Origin of the sequence: Collinsella sp. TF08-11AT (genome assembly GCF_003437035.1) — a bacterium.
Classification (GTDB): Bacteria; Actinomycetota; Coriobacteriia; order Coriobacteriales; family Coriobacteriaceae; genus Collinsella.
In genome coordinates this window covers 320,139-343,871 of record NZ_QSRL01000001.1, presented here as the reverse complement: position 1 = coordinate 343,871, position 23,733 = coordinate 320,139, and the positions used below count along the sequence as shown (strand labels likewise).

The 23,733-nt window shown below is 59.1% G+C and carries 12 protein-coding genes; 10 read left to right on the top strand and 2 right to left on the bottom strand.

From position 1 onward, the window contains the following. Positions 1 to 40 precede the first annotated feature (40 nt). From DXC79_RS01365 to DXC79_RS01335, 7 genes are all read left to right on the top strand, one after another. On the top strand, positions 41 to 10,732 hold the full coding sequence (locus tag DXC79_RS01365; RefSeq protein ID WP_117634605.1) for a hypothetical protein: 10,692 nt from the start codon (positions 41 to 43) through the stop codon (positions 10,730 to 10,732). 455 nt (positions 10,733 to 11,187) lie between these two features. Continuing rightward, positions 11,188 to 11,583, top strand: a complete 396-nt coding sequence (locus DXC79_RS01360) for a helix-turn-helix domain-containing protein (protein ID WP_117634603.1) — start codon at positions 11,188 to 11,190, stop codon at positions 11,581 to 11,583. A 180-nt stretch (positions 11,584 to 11,763) separates the two neighbouring features. After that, on the top strand, positions 11,764 to 14,646 hold the full coding sequence (locus DXC79_RS01355; protein WP_117634601.1) for a proton-conducting transporter membrane subunit: 2,883 nt from the start codon (positions 11,764 to 11,766) through the stop codon (positions 14,644 to 14,646). A 12-nt stretch (positions 14,647 to 14,658) separates the two neighbouring features. Continuing rightward, positions 14,659 to 15,276: an NADH-quinone oxidoreductase subunit B family protein gene (locus tag DXC79_RS01350; protein WP_117634600.1), complete on the top strand. Its 618-nt coding sequence runs from the start codon at positions 14,659 to 14,661 to the stop codon at positions 15,274 to 15,276. After that, positions 15,276 to 15,995 (top strand): NADH-quinone oxidoreductase subunit C, encoded by a 720-nt coding sequence (locus DXC79_RS01345; RefSeq protein ID WP_117634598.1) that lies wholly within the window; start codon positions 15,276 to 15,278, stop codon positions 15,993 to 15,995. The genes DXC79_RS01350 and DXC79_RS01345 overlap by 1 nt, the downstream gene beginning before the upstream one ends. A 5-nt stretch (positions 15,996 to 16,000) precedes the next feature. Beyond that, on the top strand, positions 16,001 to 17,089 hold the full coding sequence (locus DXC79_RS01340) for a nickel-dependent hydrogenase large subunit (protein ID WP_117634596.1): 1,089 nt from the start codon (positions 16,001 to 16,003) through the stop codon (positions 17,087 to 17,089). A gap of 7 nt (positions 17,090 to 17,096) precedes the next feature. After that, entirely contained in the window at positions 17,097 to 17,438 is a 342-nt protein-coding gene (locus tag DXC79_RS01335) for a 4Fe-4S dicluster domain-containing protein (protein WP_117630030.1), read from the top strand. 798 nt (positions 17,439 to 18,236) lie between these two features. Here DXC79_RS01335 and DXC79_RS01330 read toward each other — a convergent pair. After that, positions 18,237 to 18,866 (bottom strand): response regulator transcription factor, encoded by a 630-nt coding sequence (locus DXC79_RS01330; RefSeq protein WP_117634594.1) that lies wholly within the window; start codon positions 18,864 to 18,866, stop codon positions 18,237 to 18,239. Further along, a complete protein-coding gene (locus tag DXC79_RS01325) occupies positions 18,863 to 20,008 on the bottom strand; it encodes a sensor histidine kinase (protein WP_117634592.1) in 1,146 nt (381 codons plus the stop codon). The genes DXC79_RS01330 and DXC79_RS01325 overlap by 4 nt, the downstream gene beginning before the upstream one ends. A 211-nt stretch (positions 20,009 to 20,219) precedes the next feature. Here DXC79_RS01325 and DXC79_RS01320 point away from each other — a divergent pair, with 211 nt between their 5' ends. The 3 genes from DXC79_RS01320 to DXC79_RS01310 are packed head-to-tail and all read left to right on the top strand — an operon-like array spanning position 20,220 to position 23,547. Further along, positions 20,220 to 21,158, top strand: coding sequence for an ABC transporter ATP-binding protein (locus DXC79_RS01320; protein ID WP_117634590.1), 939 nt, complete (start codon positions 20,220 to 20,222; stop codon positions 21,156 to 21,158). 9 nt (positions 21,159 to 21,167) lie between these two features. Then, a complete protein-coding gene (locus DXC79_RS01315) occupies positions 21,168 to 22,355 on the top strand; it encodes an ABC transporter permease (protein ID WP_117634588.1) in 1,188 nt (395 codons plus the stop codon). After that, complete coding sequence (locus DXC79_RS01310) at positions 22,342 to 23,547, top strand: ABC transporter permease (RefSeq protein ID WP_117634586.1); 1,206 nt, start codon at positions 22,342 to 22,344, stop codon at positions 23,545 to 23,547. Before DXC79_RS01315 ends, DXC79_RS01310 begins: the two co-directional genes overlap by 14 nt. Positions 23,548 to 23,733 lie beyond the last annotated feature (186 nt).

Sequence of the window (23,733 nt, the reverse complement as noted above, 5' to 3'; positions counted from 1 at the left end):
CTCTGGAAGCAGAGTTTTTAGGATAAGAGGTACGGAATCGATGAGAACGGCAAAGCGCATACTCGCAGAGTTCATGACGGTGGTCATGGTGCTCCAAGCATGCTCGCCCACGGTGGTTGCTGTGGCGGCAGGCTGGCAGAACATCTCGAACGAGATTGCTGCCGCATCTGCGAAGGCGTTGGATACTGCCGAGGGCGGCGAGACCAACGGCGATGTCACGATCGGGTCTGGGTCGAGTGATACCGGCGCCGACAGCGACAGTGCTGGGGATGACGCGGCGAAGGATGACGCTGCAGCAGGCGATACCACCGATAGCGCCATGGGTTCCGATTCCACGGGCGACCAGACGGAAGGCGACGATGCCGCTGACGATGCCGCCGCTGACGACGCCGAGCAAGATGCCGATGATGCGACTTCGGAGGACGCTGAGGCCCAGGCGGGTGCGACGATCACGGATTTGAAAAAGCTTGTCGAGCTGCTCGAGGCTAATGGTGCGGAAGGCATCGAGCTCAAAGAAGATAACAGTGGAATCAAAAGCCTCAATGTCAAGTCGTCGGAGGCGTTCGCCGCCCTGTCTAACGCCGACGCTTCGCTTTACTATGATGCGCAGATCAAGGTTATCATCACGGGCGATGCGAAGCTCACCGAGACGGCCAAGAACGGGGCAAAGAACGATATATCTTTCCAGGGCTTTGGCAGCGATGAGCATCCGTTTGAAGGCAGGATCTATAGGTCGCTGAATGGCGTTGATAGTCCCGTCGAGCTCACGACTGATCGGACGGTTTTTAATAGCCTCAAGCTGACCGACCAAAACAATATGGTCAAGATGAAGTGGGTGGGCGCGACTAGCTATAGCGCGCCGATGGTCGCTTCGAAGGTCAGCGGTGCGGAAAACAGCGAAGAGAGCAAGACGCTTAACGCGTCGGTTGACATCGTGGAACCCGTGAACGTTGATGTGAAGGATACGACTTCCGCCTTGACGGCACCCCTCCTGGGTGCGACGACGGGCAACCTTGCTGCGAACGTTACCTATAGCCTCACCGATTCTCGAAAGAATCTCAACGCGAATGCGACGGGCAACATTGGCTTGATTGCCAACACGGTCGAGAGCGGGAGCTTGACGGTTGAGTCCGTCACATTCCCCAACGATCTGACCTCAGGCGGAGCCGTCAAAACGAGCTCTGGCAACGCTGGCCTGCTCGTAGGCGAAGTCAAGGACGGTGCGACCCTGAGCATTGGCACTCTGGCAAACGTTCCCACCGCCACCGTCCAGTCTACGAACGGCTCCGCCGGTGGCGTTGTAGGACTCGTTGGCTCGAGCACGGGTGCCATGGTCAACGTCGCGAAAGCTCTCGACCTACACGCGCTCACCGTCAAGGGCACAACTGCCAGCGGCGGTTTTATTGGTAAAGCGACCGTGCTCACACTGGGCGCGGATAATAAGCAGATTGGGTGTCCTCTAAATATTGGCGACGAGAACAGCGCTTGCTCTGGTGGCGTTATCGGCGACGTGAGCTTTGCGCAAGGATTTGCCGTTACGTCCAATATGTTCGACCTGGGCGACCTTGTGACTCTTGGTGCGTCGCAGCGCGCCGGCGCTCTTTTTGGCATGGCCGATATCTCTAATGGAGACATCGTGGTGCAAGGCGGGACGTATAAGAGCAAACTCGCCTTACCAGAAGATGTTAGTGTCAACGGCAGCTACGGCGGCCTTGTCGGCAAGGTGTTCGCGACGAAAACGGACGACGACGGCGCTTTGCGCGCCTTTGTTGTTGAAAAGGATGCAGATAATAAGAATACGTGCTCAATTGAGTTTGACCTTGCGAGCAAGTTGTCCGACGCAGGCGGCGTTGTTGGCTATGTTGGCGATAGCGCAAATCCTAACTCGCAGCCCGTTGCCGTTGTCTTCAACGGCGTGACGGTTGCGTGCAAGGGAGATGCTTCGGCGCGAACGGGTACCGGAAAGTTCGGTGGCGCCGTGGGCGTTGTCGATACGCGCAATGTCCTTGACGTGCGAGATTTCAAACTTACAAGCGACAATCCTATCGGTAAGGCGCAAAGCAACCGTGCCGCGGGAATTGCGGGATCCGCGTGGAATGCTGTAATCAAATTCAGCGGCATCACGGATCTGTCGGGCGCAAGTTTTGCCGAGAACGCCACGACGGGTCAGCTCGTATACGAGAACCACAACGCGCTGATCTTCGCTGCCGGCAATGGCTCTAATGGTGATCTGGGAGACAAGGGCGCTGCGGTCTGGACCTTCAAGCGTAGCAACTCAGCCTCAAAGACGGACGACATCGCGACCTACGGTGAAGTTGTTCGTCTGGGCGGCGACTTCATTAAGCTTGATGTGGACACTCATAAGTTGACCTTGCCGGATTCGCTGACGGCAGCTAACGGTGCCTACGCCCTAACCACAGCTGAGGATTTCGCCAAGCTTGCGATTACCTGGCAAACCAACGGCTACTACTCGATGGTTGACGGCGTTACCGAAAACAACCTTAACGGCTTGCAGTCCTCGACCATTACGGTGAACGGCACTATTGATCTCAAGGGCACGGGCCTGACGGGTTTCACGCAGGATCGTGCAGACGGCTCGCAAGTTTTCTCGGGAACGTTGAACGGTGGCGGCACAATCAATCTTGCCGTCGGCGAGGCGTACGGCAAGCGTGGTGAAGACGTGCTCGACGGCAATAACACGAGCAACGGCAACGGCAAAATCTACCGCCACGGCCGCTTGGGCTTGTTCGCGGCCGTCAACGGTGCAACCATCTCCAACGTCACAATCGCTGGCTCCATGAAGTTCGATAACGGTTCGGCTATCGATGCCGGGTCGCTTGCGTGTGCCATCGTCGGCAACCTGTCATTGTCTGGCGTAACGTGCAAAACGAATATCGCGTGCGATGATACGTTTGCCAATGACGTGAACATTGGCGGTATTGCGGGCAGCGTGCTGGCGGCTTCTACGGTTGCGTTTAAGGATAACAGCAAGGCTCAAGCGACCATCGCTGCAACTAAAACGCTTAACGGCAATAGTCGCATTGGCGGCGCCATTGGTTATGCGGGCGATTATGGCTCGTCATTCAATGTTGCGGGCCTCGAAGTCGCCGGATCAATCGAAACTGGCGATTGCGCCGGCGGCAAGATTGCCCAAGTCGGTGGTCTTATCGGCTGCATCGCACAGAGTACCTACAATGCAGGGACAATAGCCAACTCAGCTGATAAGTACGTGAACATTTCGGGCCTTTCGTTCAATTCATTCGAAATGAAAGTCGGCAGGAACGGCGATAAGCTCAATGGCACGGGTGGTTTCTTGGGTTATAGCTGGGGCAACGCGGTCGTAACTATCGGAGATGAGAGCATTAACAAGAATGAAAACTCTTATGCTCTGAAAACGACCAACGCTTCTATAACCGCGACTGCGGATGATTCCAAGGAACTCGGTGGTCTTGTATACGCCGCGAGCGGCCACTGGATTATCAACAACTATGCCATCGATCTCTCGGGCACAACCATTAATGCGGGCGCCGCTCAGACGCTCGGCGTTCTAGTTTGCCGCGGCTGCAAGGTGGATGATAAGACGACATATGGCGTCGAGAGCTACCTAGGCCTGTACTTGGAGGACAGGGCTTATTGGGATACCGCCTATAGGGTGCCCACCGGCGAGGGGGCCATCGTTGCGTCGGGCGTAACGTCCTTCGATGAATGGGTTGGCAGCGGTGTAAAACCAAACAACGGCAGCAAGCTCATGGACGCCGACTGGAACACGGTCGTTTCGCTACACACACAGAAAAACAAGCTGGACATGGACGGCGATTCCACAAAAGACAACAGCTACCATAATCGCTCGTCTTTCGGTCGAAGCCAGAATACGAACGGCAATACCCGCTACTTCTACAACCTCGACATAGCCTCTAAGAATTGTGAAGGCGGCTTTAGTGGCAGTCAAATCGATACAGCGGAAAAGCTGCTCTTATGGTCTGCTTACCGTTATGCTCCCGAAGGTATTCGTTCGACAATCGTTCCCAATGGCACGACAGGGCTCGATGATTCCATAACCATAACGGGTACAATCGATTTGGCCGGCTACAGCTATTATCCCACTCAGCCGAGCGGAGAGGTGACGGTTGAGAATGCGACCATTACCTTCTGTTACTCCAAGATCAAGGCCGAGCAGAATGGCAACAAGCTAAATTCCGATGCTACCCAGCACGAGAACATGCACTGCGGTCTTTTTCGAACGGTGGCAAACGGCGATCTCACAGTAAAAAACGTCACTTTGCGTGGTACTGTTGGGCCCGTTATTAATGACGGAAAGAGCTCTGAAGACACTGATGGAGCAAGCGGAAGCTCTTCGGGCGCGCTCGTGTGCCGCTACGTGTATGGGTCCAGCGACGGCAATGGCACCAAGATTAGAAAGATCTCAATTGATGGTCTTACGCTCAACAATCTGATTGTCGACGGCGCCAACAGCGCCACGGATGCTAACGCCTATATGCCTCTGCTCATCAACGAGATGCAGAAGTACGTGAGCCTGAACGCGAAGAATATCAAGACTACTGGGTACACGAGTGACACCAAGGCGGCTACGTCGCTGTTCGGAAAGCTTGGTGTAGGCAGTGAGGCCGATCAGGTGACGGCAAAGTTTGAGCAAATCAGCTTGCCCAGCCAAAAGAACAAAACGATCTTCACCCATGCGAGCCTGCTGGAGAGTTTTGGCTACGGAAGCACGAGCACGGGCTCTGCGGACTACACCTTTACTAAGGCCGATGCCGATGCCGATGCAGGCAAGGTGACATACGGATCTGAGATTGATGGGAGTACGGAGTACCCGGGCAAGCAGCTTTGGTATTACGACGAAGCGACGTATGGTGCCGTGAGCGGCTATGTGACGGTTGATGGTAAGAAGGACGGTGACGTCAGGCCTTGGTTTGGTGGCTATCTTCCTTATGTTTATAAGGGAAAGGCCACCGAGAGCGGCGTCCAATATCATGAAATTAAAGTCAACCAGCGCATTCCAAAGCTGGTAGAGGGATGCGGCACATATGGCGATCCGTATGCCGTTAAGGACGCGACTGAGATGAACGCCATCGCCAACTACATCAACAACCAAACTGCGCTCGACGGTTGGGAGGTCACCATTGCCGTCAACCAGAGTACGCTCTGTACTCGCCGCAGCGACAATAAAACCGACAATGAGGTTACGTACGTCTATAAGCAGGCGAAAGACACTGGGAAGAAGTGGGAAAAGAAGACCGGCGACACCACTGATCCTTCGGCCACACTTTCCGACGAGATGATGCACCGCTATATCCAAAGCGCGTACTACAGTATTGAACCTACCGGGGGTAATACGATCACCCTCGACGGCGCATCGTTTGGCGGTTTTGGCAACAAAGCCAACCCGTTCCGTGGCGTCATCGTTGGCAACCCTAAAGGTGATAAAAAGGCAACCATCAAGATAGAGAATAACGAGGGTTCGCTTCGCGGCCTTATTCCCTATAGTTACGGCAGCGTGGTGCGCGATCTGAATATTCGCTATGTGAACGCGTCGGCGACTATTACTTATTCTGCCAAGGATGCCGACGGTGTTCCGACGTCGTTCTTCGGTGGCGTTATCGGCTGCATCCTTGGCGGCGATAACATTATCGACGGTGTGGCCGTGAATGGGACAACGCCCGATAACTCCACAACCGGCTTTACGGTTGCTGGTGGCGGAACTAAGCCACATCTTGTTCCCATCGGCGGTTACGTTGGTGCCATTGCGGGCGGCGGTGTGATCTTCCGCAATATGTCAGGGACGTCTTGGCGCGCTGGAACCAGCGACAAGTCTCAGGGTCTTGGAACGGGCAACTTCCGGCAGTACGACAATCCCTACGTTGGTCGTGTGATTGATGGCTATGCCTTTAGCGAGGGCTGCAAAGTCGAAAACGGTAACGCTAACTACAAGATCAACGAGCTCACAAACAAGGGAGCTGCCTGCGTCACTACCACGGGCACCGACAACAAGTATATCGGCACTGATGCCGAGGCACCCGTGACCACGGTGGAAAACGCCCAGGGCCTTTTGGTGCTCTCGGCCATCATTAGCTCGGGTGCGGGTGCTGGAGCGGCACATACTGACTACGCTAATTATGGCGTGTTCCGCGGCTCCAAGGCGTACTGGGGCAGCGATAAGCAGGACCCGGCGATAAACGGCTACCTGTTTGGCAACAAGGAATATGGTAAGGTGCGAAATGCCAGCTACGACTGCGTGGGCAAGCCTGCGAGCGCTTCCGGCGATTTCGAAACCGCCAAAAACGATGACCAGAAGGCCCCGGGCAAACAGGGGTGGCACGGCCCGCTCAACCATGATGACGATGTAAATTCGCCCTACCTGGTGGCGTCCTACGCTGCCGACTACCAAACGGGCTACGTGTGCGCGTCGAAATCGATCGGCATGAGCCTGGAGTTCAAGGAAAATGCCACCTATGATATGACCGGCTACGGCACGGGATACGTGGGTCTCAGCGGCCGTTACTATTCCAATGCTTGCAGCTCGAACGAGGCGTCCACCGATCGCGACCGCATCACGCCGCACGTGGCAACGATCGACGGCAACGGGGCCACCATCACGGTAGGCACCAAAGATGCCACTTACGGCGTCGTCGAATATGCCGATGACGACTATAAGGTCTCGGGCGTGGGCGGCCTATTCAGCACCGTGATGTTCACCTCAACCAATGTGGGGCAGAGCGTCACCGCGAATGACGGCGCTCAGGTCAAAGACCTCACCTTTAGTAACTGCAACGTATCGCTCACGTACAAAGACGCCAACGGTAGCATTGCCTCGGGACCGGCATCGAACGACCTCATCGGCACCGGCCTTTTGGCGGGCGCAACGGCCAACTACGACGGCAACACGCGTGGCGTCTACCGCAACGTACAGATGAAGAACTGCACCGTGTTGGGCGCAAAGAGCGTAGGAGGGCTTCTTGGCAGCTCGGGCCGCACCAGCCGAAGGACGGATAACGACGTGACCTATATGGTCAATTTCGGCTCCGGCACGCAGGCGCCCGCGAATCTCTGTGACTGCTCATACACTGGCCTTAGCGTCACGGGCGAGAAGTACGTTGGCGGCTATGTGGGTGCGATCGCCTCGCCGTGCGGCGTGTGGACAACCGCGGCCACAGGGGTATACGAGAAGACTATTGGCAAAAACTCGACCATAACCGCCACGGGTACAACACCCTACGTGGGCGGCGTGTTCGGTTATACCTCCAGTAACGTATCGGTGAACACCAAAATTGGCATCACGGAAGCCGTCGCATCGAGCACGGCAGTCATCTCTGGGGTAAATGTACTCGCCACCGGGTCGAACACCGATAAGTACATGGGCGCCGGCGGTGTGGTCGGAAGCGCCTATAGAGGCGTTATTTCTATAAGCAACGTGCGCATTGATGCCGGAGGCGATGCCAAGAGCGCCATCATCGGCGATGCCACCGGAACGAACAATAGCATCCGTAATGCGGGCGGCTTGATTGGCGAGGTCACGAGCAGTGGCAGCCCCAACACGTACTGGTTTGAGGACTGTAGCGTCGAGAATATCAACATTGCCGGCACCGACCAATGCTCGGGCGGACTTATCGGCTACTACTTCAGCAATGTGAACATAGCCTGCAACAATATCGCGATTGAGAGCGCCACGATCAAGGGCAGGTGGAGCGGCGGTCTACTTGGCGCGATTAACAGCGGTGCCGACGTCATCAACGTCACCAACACAAAGGTATCTAACACAACGTTTGGCGGAACCTCCAACGGCGGCATTGCGGGCGACGGACGCGGCCAGTTCCATCTGGTAAACGTGCTCATGGACAGCAATACCTACAAATTGGGCTCTAAGCAGGGCGTGCTCTTAGGCGAGGTTGACACAAACGGCTATAGCCTCTCCGCAGCGGGCGTGAACGTAAAGCTCGGCAACGGCAAGACCACGCGTGATCTGCCGCCGATGGTTTACACGACCAATGCGGCCGCCGTAAACATGAAGTCGTATATCGCGTTTGGTGACTATAACGACACACTGGAAGCACCTGACAAGGGGATCACGCTCTACGGCGCGGACAATACCGCCACCACGGCAGCGAGCCCGTATGTGACCACGAGCCCCGTAAGCACGCTGGCGGCGCGTGCCTCCGACAACGACACCACCGATCGCTACCTGTTTGGCGACGGCGCCACCATCGACACCGCGGCGACCGTCCAGAGCGAGGCAGGCACCGGTGTTGCCGATCGCTACACCTACACGAATATCGGCGGCATTAATGACAACGGCGCCTATCAAAATAAGTCGAGCTACGATGCCTCATCCGTGGCCAGTAAGTTCAATTCGAATAATGATACAAGCAGCAACCAAGCCACAGCGGATTTCCCCGTTTTGGTGATCTCTGGCAACGACAACACGACGGTCAAGAGCTATCTAAACATCATCACGAACGGCGGCTTCTCCGACGCTTGCAGATTGAATAACGAGAATGGCACCAATCCGCACGTGACGGCCAAGGCGGAGGTGTTCCAACTCAAGAACGGTGTATTCGTTAAGGACGATGACGCGTCGAACAATCCCACGCTTCGCGTAGTGAACAACGGCAAGAACAATATGTCGTTTAGCCCAAGCTCCGATTGGGACAACGGCAAGGGCCGCTTTACGCTCCTGACCGTTACCTTTACCGAGGCGGGTCAGAGCTACAACGTTCAGGTGCCGATCGTCGTTAAGCGCAAGCTCGAGATTGATTTCACTGCAACGTATGATTACGGCACCAACTTTAAAGAAAGCGATTACAAAAACCTCGGAAAAGACGCACACGTGCTTACGAGCTTTGGTGAGCCGATGACGGGCCTGCTTACCTGGACATACAATTCTGCTAATGGGAAGGAAGTCGACTTTGGCTGGGACAGCTATATGGCTGCCGGCGGCTCGATGAAGGGGCTCGGCAAGAGCATCCTCTTCAATGGTGCCGACGGAAGGTTGCCCCAGGGCACCCAGCTTACGCTCATCGATGCGAACGTTGACGGCAAGGCCGGTGGCAGAGAGTATCACTATACGGTGGGCGAAGGCGGAGCAACGAGCGTTTCGCTGAGCGGAAACGACGGCTTTAGGGATTCTGCGCGCAATCCATATCAGGAGCGATGGCTGAGCGAGATTTTGGATGTGTCGGCCACGCAGGATGGCGCCGGCACATGGACTAAGTGTGATAAGGAGGCTGAGGCGACCGCTAAGGCGAAACTCGATGGCAAGTGGACGCTGTTTAAGGTTGCGGGTGCTGACGTTCCCAGCAACAGTCGCTATACGCTAAAGGTACCTAAGGAGAAGGATACCGGCAGAGAGAAGCGTGCATCGGAGAGCGTCTACCTAGTTGTCAACGTGCCCAAGTCGGGCGACGGCGTGACGCAAGCTAGTATCAACGGTTTTACGGCTTCGTCTATTGACTCGAATTCTTCGGGTGGCCGCATATCTTGGAATCTGCATCATGTTTTACGCACTGATGGCAGCGACGATATTCAAAACAGTACGGCATCGACATACAGCATCTTGTCCAATTATGAGCAGAATGTAGTCGACAAAAAAGATGGGGCGTGCATTCCGGTTTCGAAGTCGGAGGACGGTGCCGCCTACGTTCTTTCTCTTGACGTCAAAGATACGGTTACGTTTAGCCCGAGCCAATACTATACAGAGAGCGACCATCTGTTCTATCAGCTCGATACATCGCTGTGTCGCTATGGCGCCAACAACAACCTAATGGGAGTAAGTAGTTTCCCGAGCGGAACCTCGGCAATTGCGAAGTTTTATGTTGCCATCGGCGGTCAGAACTACAGGTGGAATGGCGGCGATTGGGAGCCGTGTGACGCTTCGATGCCTGCGTTCACGCAGACCGTGACGGATACAGGCGATGATTCGCTGAAGCTCACGCTCGACCATGACCTCGCCGGAATCCGCAAGATCGCAACGGACGGATCCTTTACCGTGCATACGGTGGTGGAAGAGATTCGCCTTACGCCGGACGGCTGCAACAAGGTTATCTCCCTGTCCAAGCAGTCTGGCGAGGACGCCTGTACCAAGATGTCCTATACTGCCAAGCTTTCGACGCGTAAGGAAGGCCTTAATACCTCGAGCCTGACGCAGACGAAGCCCGGTAACGTCGGGTACTATCGCATGGACACGGGTGATACGACCATTACGCTTTCTGCGCCAGATAAGTCGCAGCTTGGCATTAACGTGGACGACCTGCGTCCGATCGCGAATGGCACGATTGGTCTGGGTGCCACGTATGAACTGGGTGGACTCAGCAACGCCGCCGAGGCAATTGCGAACGCAGACTCTGTTGTGTACACGCTCTCGCTTCAGCGCCGCGGAACCGACGGCACGTATGAGAGCGTAACGGATGATATCTCAAACTACGTAACAGTGACGGAGAGTAAGCTTGCCGCGGTCGCTCCCTCCGGTAGCACGATCACCTTCACTGACTCGAAGGAGAACGGCAAGTTCAAAACGAAGAACGGTAATACGACGTTTAGCCTGCCCTTTACCGTTAAGGTCAACACGCAGGTTGAACAGCGTGAGCAGTTCTACGCGAACTATCGCTTGGTGATGACAGCGAGCCTGGTTAAGGGTGACGTGGCGAGCGCAACGCCTCAATCGCCCGACTATGTGACCTATACGCTCACGAGGGTGAACCTCAACGGCATCGACCACTAGTTCCGAAGCCAACTGGCTTCGCAAAGGGGGCGGCAACCACCCGGTTGCCGCCCCTTTTCTTGTTCTCCTGGCCTGCTGCTGCCCCAGCTTCCCACCTAGCTTTCCAGCTTTCCACCTTAGGTGGTAAGTTAAGTGGAAAGCTGGAAAGCTAGGTGGAAAGCTGGAAAGTAAGTGGAAAGTTGACATGTAGGTGCGGGCTGAAGAGGGGTTAATAATTACACAAACCATACCAGCCAAACAAAAAGATACCAATCTGGTTGGTAAAACACCGTCAATGAGCCGCGAGCTAACTAGCTGCGTAAATAGAACGTAAAGAAATGTCGCAAATAAATGGCAAATGTCCAGATGCCGCCGTTGCTATTTTCGATTAACTGTTACGCGGGAACAGCAAAATGCTACTATCTAACATGCACGTAAGAAAGCAGATTAACGGTTGAGGCTAAGAAGTGGCAGGTATGTCAGAAGCAACTAGGACTCGCACGCATGCGCCCAAGGTTAGGCAGCGCGCCGTCGAGATCCTTCAAGAGGGGGTCGGCCATCGCGCCCTCGCCGCGGAGCTTGGCATTCCCCAGGCCACGGCTCGTCAGTGGGCCCGTGCGTATGCCGTGGGCGGCGCCGATGCCGTGCTCAACGCGGGCGCTCATCATCACACGTATTCGTACGAGGTTAAGCTCGCCGTGGTTAAGGATCGCCTGGAAAACGGCCTGACGGTTCGCGAGGCTATGATCAAGCACCAGATCCCCAGTGAGTCTTCGGTTAAGGCTTGGTGCCGCCAGTATCGCGACGGCGGCGAGGCCGCACTGGTCGATAAGCCGCGCGGACGCAAGCCGCGCGTTAAAAAGGCGGAATAGCGAACGGGATGGTGCGCCCACAGGGGCGCATTTTTCTTGCCGCGCCTCTGCTCCAAAGCAGGCGTGCCCTTACCCCGTACGCCTAAAACTCCCCAGTTGACCGAAAACCTGCCGCCGCTACTCCTCAACTGAGCTATAACGTTAAACAATTGCAGCGTTTTTGCATGGGGGAGTGATGGTATGACGCTACTGTATTTCCTTACCCTGTTTCCGCTGGTACCGGCGCTGGGCATGCTGCTCGCGCGCGGTGACCGCGCCCGCGATGCGGTGGGGCTCATAGGCTCCGGCATTATTATGGCGGTGACAGTTGTAGTCGCCGTCATGTTTTTTGGCACGGGTCCACAGAGCTTTGAGGTTGCTCCCGGCACCTCGCATGTGCTCTCGATCATCAGTTCCGTTATCGACGTCATCCTGTGCGCCGTCATCCTGTACAACGCGTACGAATATAGGAACGCGCTCACCACGGTGCTCGGCATAGTCCAGCTGGTGGGCTCGCTCGCCTTTGCAGCCATGACGCTGCCCGCGACTGAAGCCGTTACCGCAACCCCGCTCTACCTGGACTACATGAGCGTAATCATGGTCCTCGCCGTCGGCATCGTCGGCAGCCTGATCTGCGTGTATGCCCTGGGATACATGAAGGACTTCCAGGCCCACGACGAGCACGAGGCTGCGCTGCGCGGGCAGACCGCGCCCGACCGTCGCCCGCAGTTCCTGGCGCTTATGTTCCTGTTCCTCTCGGCCATGTTCGTCATCGTGACAAGCGACAACCTTGAGTGGCTGTTCTGTGGCTGGGAAATCACCACCGTGTGCTCGTTCCTCATGATTGGCTACACGCGCACGCCCGAGGCCATAAAAAACGCTTTCACCCAGATCATCCTCAACATGCTGGGCGGCATCGCGTTTTTGGCCGGACTCATGTACCTGCACGTTAACGGCATGCCGCTGACCATCTCGGGCATGATCGAGCTTTCCAGCGCCGGAACCGCGCAATCCGCGCTGCTGGTGATGCCGGTCCTGTTGCTGTCGCTTGCCGCGCTCACCAAGGCCGCACAGATGCCGTTCCACACTTGGCTATTGGGTGCCATGGTTGCCCCCACGCCCACGAGTGCCCTGCTGCACTCGTCAACCATGGTCAAAGCCGGCGTGTTCCTGATGGTCAAGCTCAGCCCGCTCTATGCCATCTATCCCGTGACCGGCTTTATGGTCACGAGCGTGGGTGCCATCACGTTTTTGCTCGCTGCCCTCATGGCCATCTCGCAGAGCAACGCCAAACGCGTCCTCGCGTACTCCACCATTTCCAACTTGGGCCTCATCAGTGCTTGCTTGGGTGTCGGCGCGCCCGAGGCCGTATGGGCCGCCATCTTCCTGATCCTGTTCCACACGGTGGCCAAGTCGCTGCTGTTCCTGTGCGTGGGCACGGCCGAGCATCATATCGGCAGCCGCAATATCGAGGACATGGACGGTATGTTCAGCCGCATGCCGCACCTTACGCGTCTGATGATGCTGGGCATCATGGGCATGTTCGTGGCACCGTTTGGCATGCTCGTGTCCAAGTGGGGCGCCCTGGTGGCGTTCGCGCAGACCGGCAACGTGCTCATGATCATGGTGCTTGCCTTTGGCTCGGCCGCGACGTTCTTCTTCTGGGGCAAGTGGCTTGCCAAGCTTTCGGGCGTCGACCCCACGGCTCAAAACGTTGAGGTCAATGTCCATAAGACCGAATGGATGGCCCTCAACACCATCGCCGCGCTGCTGATTCTTTGCTGCGTGGCGTTCCCGCTCATCTCGAGCGGCCTGGTGTCGCCTTACTTGGCCATGGTGTTTGGCCGCGTGCCGTACGTTATTGGCAAGGACGCCATGTATCTGATGGTGGTTATCGTGGCTTTTATCGCCGTGGTGCTGCTGACGTCATTCCGCGTGAGCAACAAACCGCACGTCAACGTGTACCTTTCGGGCGTGGGAACCGACAAATATCGCCATTTCCGCGGCTCGATGGGACACGAGGTGAAGGCCGAAAAGCGCAATTGGTACTCGGAGGACGCCCTTGGCGAGAAGCGTATTGGCCCCGCGGGTAGCGTCGTATGCTGCAGCATTATCTTGTTTGCGCTGCTGTGTTGCGCATGGATTGGGCCCGAGCGGCTTGCCATGAGCGCGCCCTCGGTGCTGCGCGGCAAGTATTTCGAAGGTTCGGGCGTCGTGGGCATCTATATTGGCACCGTGGCGTTTGCCTTGCTGGCGCCGCTTGCGGGCGGCTTGATCGACGGCATCGACCGCAAACTTTCGGCTCGCATGCAGGGCCGCGTGGGCCCGCGCCTGCTGCAGCCCTTCTACGACGTTGCCAAGCTGCTGCGCAAGGCCCCTGCCAGCGTAAACACCATGGACGATACCTATATGGCGTGCGCGCTCATCTTTACCGTCGTGGGCGGCGGCATCTTTGTGTCGGGCTCCAACACGCTGCTGTGCGCTTTTATGGTGACTCTCGCCGCGATCTTTGTGGTGCTGGCGTCCGCCTCGACGCAAAGCCCGTTTGCGCAGGTCGGCGCCGATCGCGAGCTGCTGCAGGTTATGAGCTACGAGCCCGCCGTTCTGCTGATGAGCGTGGGCCTGTATCTTGCCACCGATAGCTTCGATTCCATCGCCGTGACCGGGCAGTCGGCGCCCATCATCGTGTACAGTGCGCCCATTTTCCTGGCGCTGCTTGCGGTGCTCACCATCAAGCTACGCAAGTCGCCGTTTGACCTTTCGTACTCGCATCACGCGCATCAGGAGATTGTCCAGGGCATCGCCACCGAGATGAGCGGCGGCACGCTGGCCAAGATGACCCTTATGCACTGGTGCGAGACCGTGCTGTTTTTGATGTGGGTGGGCATGTTCTTTGTTTGGGACAACCCGGTGAGCTGGGTCGTAGCCCTGGTCGTGATGGCCGCGACGTATTTTGTCGAGGTGCTGATCGACAACACCTTCGCACGCAGCACCTGGCGCAGCTGCTTTAAGCTCGGCTGGGGCGTGGCGCTGGTGTTTGGCCTGCTCAACCTTATGCCCATCCTCGTCGACGTGTTTATTTAGGAGGCGGCATCCATGGATCATAAAATGTCGCGCTCGCCGTGGGTTATTCATTACGACGGCTCGAGCTGCAACGGATGCGATATCGAGGTGCTTGCTTCGCTCACGCCACTGTTCGATGCGGAGCGCTTTGGCGTGGTCAACACCGGCAACCCCAAGCATGCGGATATCTTTTTGGTGACGGGGTCGGTCAATGCCCAGAACCTGCCCATCGTGCGCCAGATCTACAACCAGATGCTCGAGCCCAAGTGCGTGGTGGCATGCGGCATTTGCGCGTGCTCGGGCGGCGTATTCCGCGATGCCTACAACGTGATCGGCGGCGTGGACCGCGCGATTCCCGTGGATGTGTACGCGCCCGGGTGCGCCATTCGTCCCGAAACGGTGATCGATGCCATCGTGGAGGCGTGCGGTATCCTGGACCAGAAGGAGGCCGTGATGCGCGCCGGCGGCGATCCGCTCACCGTGGGCGGCGCCGCCACCTGGGACGGTGGCGTTGAGCTGGGCGAGGACGGGTTTGTGGCTGCGGGGGCCGGGACTGACGGTGCCGGTGACGCGCCTGCCGGGAAGCCCGCCGCACCCGCTGCTGGCGACGCACCTGCTGAGACGCCCGTCGCTGCAAAGGAGGCCGAGTAATGCAAAAGGCTATCTATACCACCGCTGGGCTCGACGAGCTTCTGTCGCATGTCCAGGCGCTCAAGGGCGCCGGTGCCCGCTTTGTGCAGATGCACGCCGAGCGCTGTGTGGACGACGGATCGTATCGCCTGGTCTATACGTTTATCAACGTTCGTGCTGCTCAGGAGCATATTGCGCAGGACGGCAGCTATGCGATCGAGAACCTGGTGGTTGAGGGAATTGATCGGTACCAGGAGATTCCGTCCATCAGCTCGTACTATCCGGCGGTATTCCCGTTTGAAAACGAAGCGCACGACCTATTCGGTCTTGCCATCACCGATATGCAGATCGACTTTAAGGGCTTTTTCTACCAGGTCTCGACTGCCGAGCCCATGAGCGTTATCACGCCCGAGGTGAAGGCTGCGCGAGAGAAAGCCATGAAGGTCCGTGCCGCTGCCGAGGCCAAGGCGCGCAAGGCCGTGGCCGAGAAGGCCGCCGCTGCTGCGGCTGCTGCAGGGGAGGGCGCCGCGGGCGCTGGTGATGCCGCGGGCGCCGCCGTCGCTCGGCCCGCTGCGGCTGCCGGCTCCGATGCTCAGCATGACGAGGCCGCGGCCAAGGCCGCACTTAAAGCCGCCGAGATGGAGGCAAAGCTCGCCGCCATGGATCCCGAGAAAGCGGCCAAGGTCCGCGCGGCGCTTGCCGCCAAGGTCGTCCGCGACAAGCAGAAAAAGGAGGCGTAAGGTCCATGGCACATCGCTCCGTTATTCCGTTTGGCCCGCAGCACCCGGTGCTGCCCGAGCCGCTTCATCTGGACCTGGTGATCGAGGACGACCGCGTTCTCGAGGCAATTCCGCAGATCGGCTTTGTGCACCGCGGACTCGAGAAGCTCACCGAAAAGCGCGACATGCATCAGTTTGGCTACATCGCCGAGCGCATCTGCGGCATCTGCGCCGTGGGCCACAGTTACGGCTATGCCAGCGCCTGCGAGCGCATGCTCGGCATCGAGGTGCCCGGGCGCGTGCAGTATATCCGCACCATTTTGCACGAGCTTTCGCGCATTCACTCGCACCTGCTGTGGCTGGGCCTGCTCGCCGATGCCTTTGGCTTTGAGGCGCTGTTCTATCGGTCGTGGACCCTGCGCGAGCAGATTCTCAAGATCTTCGAGAGCACGTGCGGTGGCCGCGTGATCCTTTCGATTAACGAGATCGGCGGCCTAAAGCACGACATTGAGGACTCCGAGCTGGCTGGCATTGTCCAGACGCTCGATGCCATGCGTCCCGACTACGAGGCCCTGGTGCATACGTTTTTGGACGACGTCAGCTGTGGCGAGCGCCTGCATGGCGTGGGCGTGATCAGCAAGAAGGACGCGCTGGATCTGTCGATGGTCGGCCCGTTTGGGCGCGCCTCGGGCGTGGACTACGACGTGCGCATGTTTAGCGACGGTGCCTATGCGGACCTGGCTGCGTTTGAGCCGGTTGTCGCCACCGATGGCGATTGCTATGCCCGCTGCCAGGTGCGCTGTGCCGAGGTCACGCAGGCCATGGACATCATTAAGGAGCTTGTGGGCAAGATTCCGCACGACGGGATCGGCGGGCGCACCAAGCTTACGCCGGCCGACGGCGCACGCGGCGAGGTTGTGATTGAGCAGCCGCGCGGCGAGGCGTATTACTATGTGCGCGGTAACGGCACCAAGAACCTGGACCGCTTCCGCGTGCGCACGCCGACGTCGCAGAACCTGGCGGGTCTGACACATGCGCTGCAGGGCGTGCTCCTTGCCAACGTGCCCATGATTATCCTGACCATCGACCCCTGCATTAGCTGCACGGAAAGGTAGGCGCGGCATGAGTTTGCTGACATTTGCCAAGACGGCCTTGGGCTCTATGGTCAAGCAGCCGGTAACGGTGTGCTATCCGCAGGAGAAGCTCGCGGCACCCGAGCGCTTGCGCGGGCATATCGTCAACGACATGGACGCGTGCATCTGCTGCGGCATGTGTGCGCGTCGCTGTCCGGCGGGCGCGCTCGCAGTCGATCGCAAGGGTGGAACGTGGTCGATCGACCCGTATGCCTGCGTGGTGTGCGGTGAGTGCATCGAGAGCTGCCCCAAGCACTGCCTGACTATGGACACCGCCCGCACCCCAGTCGCAGCGGACAAGACCCCCACGGTAGAAACCAAGCCGGAATAGCGCTGGAATTGAGCTGGAATAGGGGCCGGTGGGGCAAAATTGCCCCACCGGCCCCGCGCTTAAACGCGCGGTTGGGCCGTCGCGAACAAAACTATGCCGGATTACGGGGCTGGATAGCGAACCTCCGACCATATCGAAAACCAAGATAATAAAACCGCAGGTAGACTGCTTGCTGTTTTTCAAAAATAGGGGGTATGGATGAGGGCTCCGACTTTAGCTCCGTAATCCGGCGTAGTTTTGGAATGGCACCATATCCGTAACAGCCTTTGATCTCCCGTGGACAGAGGGAAACGGATCATTTTGGCCTTGCGAGGGCTGCCGCGTGACCCGTCTGCCACGAAATGGGCCCATCTACTACGTTTAGACGGCAGCCCTCGACCACGGCAAGTAATGTGAAATGAAAACCGCAGGTAGAACGCCTGCGATTTTTCATGAAACGCGGCTATGGTCAGGGGTATCGGGTCAAACGTAGTAGATGGGCCCATTTCGTGGCGGGCGCCGTCAGCCGATCTCCGCGGGCGGAAGAAAACGGATCATTTTGGTCCCGCGAGCCTTGCGGAGGCGCTCGTGCAGGGCCGACCGAACAAAACTATGCCGGTTTACTACGATGAATTCGACATTTCCGACCATGACTGCATTTTTCTAAATATTACAAGCGTTCTACCTGCGGTTTTGCAAGCGCACAATTTACCGTGGTCGAAGGTGGGCGATTCATCGTAGTAAACCGGCATAGTTTTGATATGGCATTAAATCGGTAGCATCCATTTTGCTATGCCGGAGCGGTCGGCCGTTGGGTAATTACCCTCGCAGGTAGGCGATGGCGATTTGGGTGCGGTTGCGCAGGCCCATTTTGGCCAGGATCGAGCTGATGTGGTTGCGCACCGTGCCTTCTCCCATATAAGCCGTGGCGGCAATCTCCTTGTTATCGAGGCCGCGGGCGATGAGCTCGGCGACTTCGAACTCGCGGTCGGTCAGACCGGCAAAGGCCGCGGGCCGGCGAGTCGCACCGGCCTCAGCGTTCGCCCCATCAAAATCGACATCTTCGATCGCCTTGCCCTCGAGCACGCGTTTGCCATCCATGACCTGCGCCAACGCTGGCGGAATGGCGGCGACATCGGTCTTGATCAGGTAACCGCGGGCGCCCAGCTTGAGCGCCGACACAATGTACTCGTCATCCGAGAATGTCGTCAGAAACACCACGCGTGCCGCGGGGTCGTGCTCAAGGATCTCGCGCGCCGCCGAAAGGCCGTCGCGCCCCGGCATCTGAATGTCGAGCAGCGCGATATCGGGCGCGTGCTCGGCGTAAAGTGCCACCGCGTCGTTGCCGTCGGCTCCGGTGCCAACCACTTCGATCTGCGGCTGGGCGCCCAGGATAATCTTGAGCGAATCGACTACCAAGCGGTCGTCGTCGACAACTATGAGCCTCATCGGGCGTCATCTCCTTGCTGTTTGGGGACGGTGGCAAACACGCGCCAGCCGGGGGCGCCGGCGCGCAGGCCGGCGGTGAAGGTTCCGCCAAGCGCCTCGACGCGCTCGCGCATGGAGACGAGCCCCATGCCTTCTGCGACGCGGCGACCACCCGTCCGGGTCCCGCCAGTGCCATCGTCGGTAACGATGAGCTGGTAAAATGACGGATGTTCCATGCATCGTACAGTGACAGCATGGGCGCAAGCGTGGCGCATGGTGTTGGAGAGCGCCTCGCGCAGGACCGCCGCAAAGCAGTTGGCGACATTTGCGGGCGTATGTTCAGTCATAACTTCAAGCTCAATCTGCGGGCCGCCGTCCGAGCGCGCGCCTTCAACGATGCGTTCGAGCTGCACGGAAAGGTCGACGGCGTTGTCGTTGAGCGCGTGGACGCTGGCGCGCACGAGCTGGAGCGCCTCGTCAACCGTGCGTTTGACATCGGCGAAATCGGCGGCGACGCCGGGCTCGTTGGCGTGGACCACGCGCAAGGCTTCGGTTTGGAGCGAAGCGCGCGTGAGCTGGTGGCCCACGTTATCGTGGATTTCGCGCGCGATGCGGGCGCGTTCGGCGAGCGTTGCGAGCTCGACTTCGTAGTCCTGGCGGTCGGCGAGGTCGCGGTTGCGTGCCTCGAGTGCCAGGGCGCGTTCTTGCAGCTTGTCGCGGGTGCGACGCATGCGTTCCTGTTCGCGCTCCAGCTGCGCAGTGCGCAGCGACAGCAACGTGGCAGCGATCGAAAGGATGGCGGTTAGCAACAGCGTTCGGGTGGTGAGCACGCCGCCACGAAGGTCCGCGACAAGCGCGCAGACAAACACGGCGCCAATCGCCAGCGCGGGCCAGATGCGTTCACGGCGCACGCGTCGCGCGATGTCATAGAAGGCAAGGGGTGCGAACGGCATAAATGGCGGCACGAAGACGGCAGCGATGATGTAAGCGTAGCTCGCGGCCTCGCTCGCGCGATGGGCGTGTTCTTCTCGTGCGACTTCCGACGCCGAGGTGGCTATAACGCCAAGGCAAAACGCCACAACCAGACGAGCGTCCACGGCAAGACCCATGGCGGCCGCAATACAGCACGCCAGCACAATCGATTTGTCGAAAAGCCTGTTCATACGGGTATTGTACGCGATGCTGCGCGCGGGGGAGGCGCCGCCCGGGGCAACCGTGACATTCCTCCCGCGCGGCAAAGCGGCGTCGATCGCTCGCGCGAGCGGGGGTTTCGCCTCCGCCCCCTCGTACTCGTGACAAAGCTCACTGGTGCGCGCCGCCCACTCCTGCGATGATGCAATCGTACCGGGCCACGATCAACAGAAGGGCCGCCTCATGACAGACATCGTCCACGTCGAAAACCTCGTCAAGCGCTATGACGATCTTATCGCGCTCGACCACTTTAACCTGAGCATCGCCCCCGGCGAAATCTTTGGACTGCTCGGCCCCAACGGCTCGGGCAAGACCACGTCCATCAACTGCATTCTGCAGCTGCTTGCCTACGACAAAGGCACCATCGAGCTGTTCGGCGAGCCCATGACGCCCGCCCGCTACGACCTCAAGCGCCGCATAGGCGTGGTGCCGCAGCAGGTGGCGGTGTTCGACGAGCTTACCGTGCGTGAGAACATCGACTATTTCTGCAGTCTTTACGTCAACGACCGCAAGCGCCGCCGTGCGCTCGTGGACGAGGCGATCGACTTTGTCGGTCTGGGCGACTTTGCCAAGTTCCGCCCCGGTAAGCTCTCGGGCGGCCTGGCGCGCCGGCTCAACATTGCCTGCGGCATCGCGCACAAGCCCGAGCTCATCTTCTTCGACGAGCCCACGGTGGCGGTCGACCCCCAGAGCCGCAACGCCATCCTGGAGGGCATTTGCCGCCTGCGCGACGAGGGTGCCACGGTGGTGTATACCAGCCATTACATGGAGGAAATCGAGCAAATCTGCAGCCGCATCATGATCATGGACGGCGGGCGCGTGCTGGCGCAGGGCACCAACGACGAGCTCAAGCGCATGATTCAGATGGGCGAGCGTGTGACCGTCGAGGTCGGCGCCGTCGAGCCCGCCACGGTCGAGCGACTGCGCGCCCTCGAGCATGTGCTTTCGGTTGAGCTGTCCGGCGGTGAGCTCGTCTGCACCTGCGAAGCGAGTCCGCACAATCTGGTCGACATCCTCGACACGCTGCGCGCCGCCGACGTGGCGCTCGGCCGCGTGTGGAGTGAGCCGCCGACCCTCAACGACGTGTTCCTCGAGATCACCGGCCGCGAGCTGCGCGACTAGGGGGCAGCCATGTTCAACACCATTATTATCACGGTCAAGACGCTGCTGCGCCGGCCGAGCACGTGGGTCTGGGGTGCTCTCTTTCCCATTGCGCTTTCCACGATGTTCATGTTTATGTTTGCGAACCTCAGCTCCGACGGCACGGTCGATCCGGTGCCGGTTGCCGTCGTGGCGGACGAGGCCTGGGACGCTTCGACCTTTAAGAGCGTGGCGACGTCGCTCGACGAGGAGGGCGACGACCAACTGCTCGAGATCCATGAGTGCGACGACGCAGCCGATGCGAACCGTGCGCTTAAGGCCGGCGAGGTCGCGGGCATCTATACGGTTGACGCCGAAGGCGCACCCAAGCTCACGCTGCTATCGAGCTACGACAGCTCGCGTGCCTCATCGGTGCTCACCGACCGTAGCATTTTGGAGACGGTGGCAAGCTCGTATACGCAAAATGCCGAGCTCATGTCCCAGATTGCCCAGAACAACCCGGCGGCACTCGCCGACCCGGAGGTGGTTGCGCGCGCCCTGTCGCTCGAGGGCGGCACCCGCCGCGTGAGCCTTACGCGCACCACGCCCGATGGCACAGTCATCTACTATTACGCGCTCTTTGGCCTGGTGGCGATGATGTCTGCCGAGTTTGCCGCCTTGAGCGTCGTCGATCTGCAGCCCAATCTGTCGGGCCTCGGCGCACGTCGCTGCGTGGGCGGTCTTTCCAAGACGGCGTCGCTGGCTGGCATCTTTGTGGGCTCGTGGCTGGTCTCCTTTGCCTCGATGGCGATTGCGATTGGCTACGTGCGCCTGGTCGTGGGCATCGACTTTGGCGGGCGCGAGGGACTGTGTTTGGTGGGCGCCGCCGCTTCCGCGCTTGCCGCCACGGGCTTGGGGCTCTTTGTGGGCACGCTTCCCGTTAAGGGCGGCAAGGCGTCCAAGTCGGGCATCCTCACGGGCTTTGCCACCACGTGCGCCCTGTTCGCCGGCCTCTACGGCGAGCCGGCGATGGCGCTTGCCGACGATGTTGCCCGCGCCTGCCCGGCCGAGTGCTGGTTCAACCCCGTCAAGCTCATCTGCGACATGTTCAACCGCCTGTATTTCTTTGAGGACCTGGGCCCCTTTGCCGTTCGCGCCGGCGCGCTGGTCCTTATGGCGCTGCTGTTCGTTGCCGCCGCCACGCTGATCTTTGGAAGGAGCCGCTATGAGCACCTTTAAGACTGCGCTTCGCATGGCGCTCGCGCACCCGCTCTATCTGCTCATCTACACGGTGTTTATTTCTCTGCTGGGTGTGTTTATCGCGGCATCGGTGAGCTGGAACTCGTCGCAGCTCACCGAGTATAAGCCCTACGATGCCAACGTGATCGTGGTCGACCGCGACGACAGCGATCTTTCGCGGGCGCTTACCAAGCATCTGGGTTCGCGCTTTGAGCTGGTCACGGGCGTCGGCGACGACACCTACGACCTTGCGGACGCGCTCTCCAAGAGCAACAGCGCCAAGGGCAGCGCCGACTGCGTGTTCTTTATCCCGGAGGGGTTTGAGGGCGACCTCGTTGCAGCCGCTCGCGCGGGGCAGGCCCTGCCCAAGCTCGATGTGACCTACGGTGCCGGCACCATGGCGGCAGCGCTTTCGTCTGCCGAGGCCTCGCGTTGGATCTCGCTCGCGGGTGCTGCGGCGGCACTTGAGCCCACCGCCTCCAACGGTGACGTTGCCAAGGCTGCTGAACATGCGGCCGCGAAGCGCGCGGAGGTCGGGATCGAGCAGGTCAAAGTCGACTCGACTGCCGCCGCCACGCTCGAGTCGTACTTTAACTTTGGTGCGTACGCGATTATCTCGTCGGTCATCGTGTCGGTGGGGCTGGTGTTCTCGGGCATGAACGCGCCCGAGCGCGTGCGTCGTATGGATGCCGGCCCAATCCCCGAGCGCCAGCGTTCGCTTGCCGTGTTTGCGGCCGCCGCCGTGCTCACCGTCTGTATCTGGTTTGTGTCGAGCATGATGGGTGTCGTGGGCTTTGCCGGCGCGGTCGCCGAGGTCGGCGTGGGCCGTGTATGCCTGGCGCTGGCAGCGACGTTTGCCCTGGCGTGTACGCCGCTGGCCGTTGGCTTTGCGTTGTCGAGCCTGGGTGCGCGCGAGGAGCTACTCAACGGTGTGGGCAACCTGCTTGGCATGCTCATGACGTTTTTGGGCGGCGCCTGGATGCCGCTGTCGCTCATGGGTTCGGCCGTGCAGACCGTGGCGCATTTTGTGCCGACGTTTTGGGTGAACGACGCGATCGGCAAGGCGCTTGCCTCGGATTTGACGTCCGCCGTGTTGGGTGACATCGCCTGCGACCTTGGCATCACGGCACTCTTTGCCGTGGCCATCGCCGCCGTAGGCCTAGCCCTCGCACGCGCCAAATCCCACGCCTAGCCACCTAGTCATTGGGGACGTTCTTAAACGACTGGTCGCTGGGGGCAGTCTTTGCCCATTCGCCGGCCCGCCGGCCGGGCTGGCAAGGACTGTCCCAATATGTCGGCACTTGGGGACGTTCCTTTCCTGCCGGCACTCATTGGGGACAGACTTAAATGAGCGATTTCACTCATTTAAGTCTGTCCC

Coding starts and splice junctions, on each gene's coding strand:
- DXC79_RS01365 (WP_117634605.1), top strand. CDS start 41: ATGAGAACGGCAAAGCGCATACTCGCAGAGTTCATGACGGTGGTCATG.
- DXC79_RS01360 (WP_117634603.1), top strand. CDS start 11,188: ATGTCAGAAGCAACTAGGACTCGCACGCATGCGCCCAAGGTTAGGCAG.
- DXC79_RS01355 (WP_117634601.1), top strand. CDS start 11,764: ATGACGCTACTGTATTTCCTTACCCTGTTTCCGCTGGTACCGGCGCTG.
- DXC79_RS01350 (WP_117634600.1), top strand. CDS start 14,659: ATGGATCATAAAATGTCGCGCTCGCCGTGGGTTATTCATTACGACGGC.
- DXC79_RS01345 (WP_117634598.1), top strand. CDS start 15,276: ATGCAAAAGGCTATCTATACCACCGCTGGGCTCGACGAGCTTCTGTCG.
- DXC79_RS01340 (WP_117634596.1), top strand. CDS start 16,001: ATGGCACATCGCTCCGTTATTCCGTTTGGCCCGCAGCACCCGGTGCTG.
- DXC79_RS01335 (WP_117630030.1), top strand. CDS start 17,097: ATGAGTTTGCTGACATTTGCCAAGACGGCCTTGGGCTCTATGGTCAAG.
- DXC79_RS01330 (WP_117634594.1), bottom strand. CDS start 18,866: ATGAGGCTCATAGTTGTCGACGACGACCGCTTGGTAGTCGATTCGCTC.
- DXC79_RS01325 (WP_117634592.1), bottom strand. CDS start 20,008: ATGAACAGGCTTTTCGACAAATCGATTGTGCTGGCGTGCTGTATTGCG.
- DXC79_RS01320 (WP_117634590.1), top strand. CDS start 20,220: ATGACAGACATCGTCCACGTCGAAAACCTCGTCAAGCGCTATGACGAT.
- DXC79_RS01315 (WP_117634588.1), top strand. CDS start 21,168: ATGTTCAACACCATTATTATCACGGTCAAGACGCTGCTGCGCCGGCCG.
- DXC79_RS01310 (WP_117634586.1), top strand. CDS start 22,342: ATGAGCACCTTTAAGACTGCGCTTCGCATGGCGCTCGCGCACCCGCTC.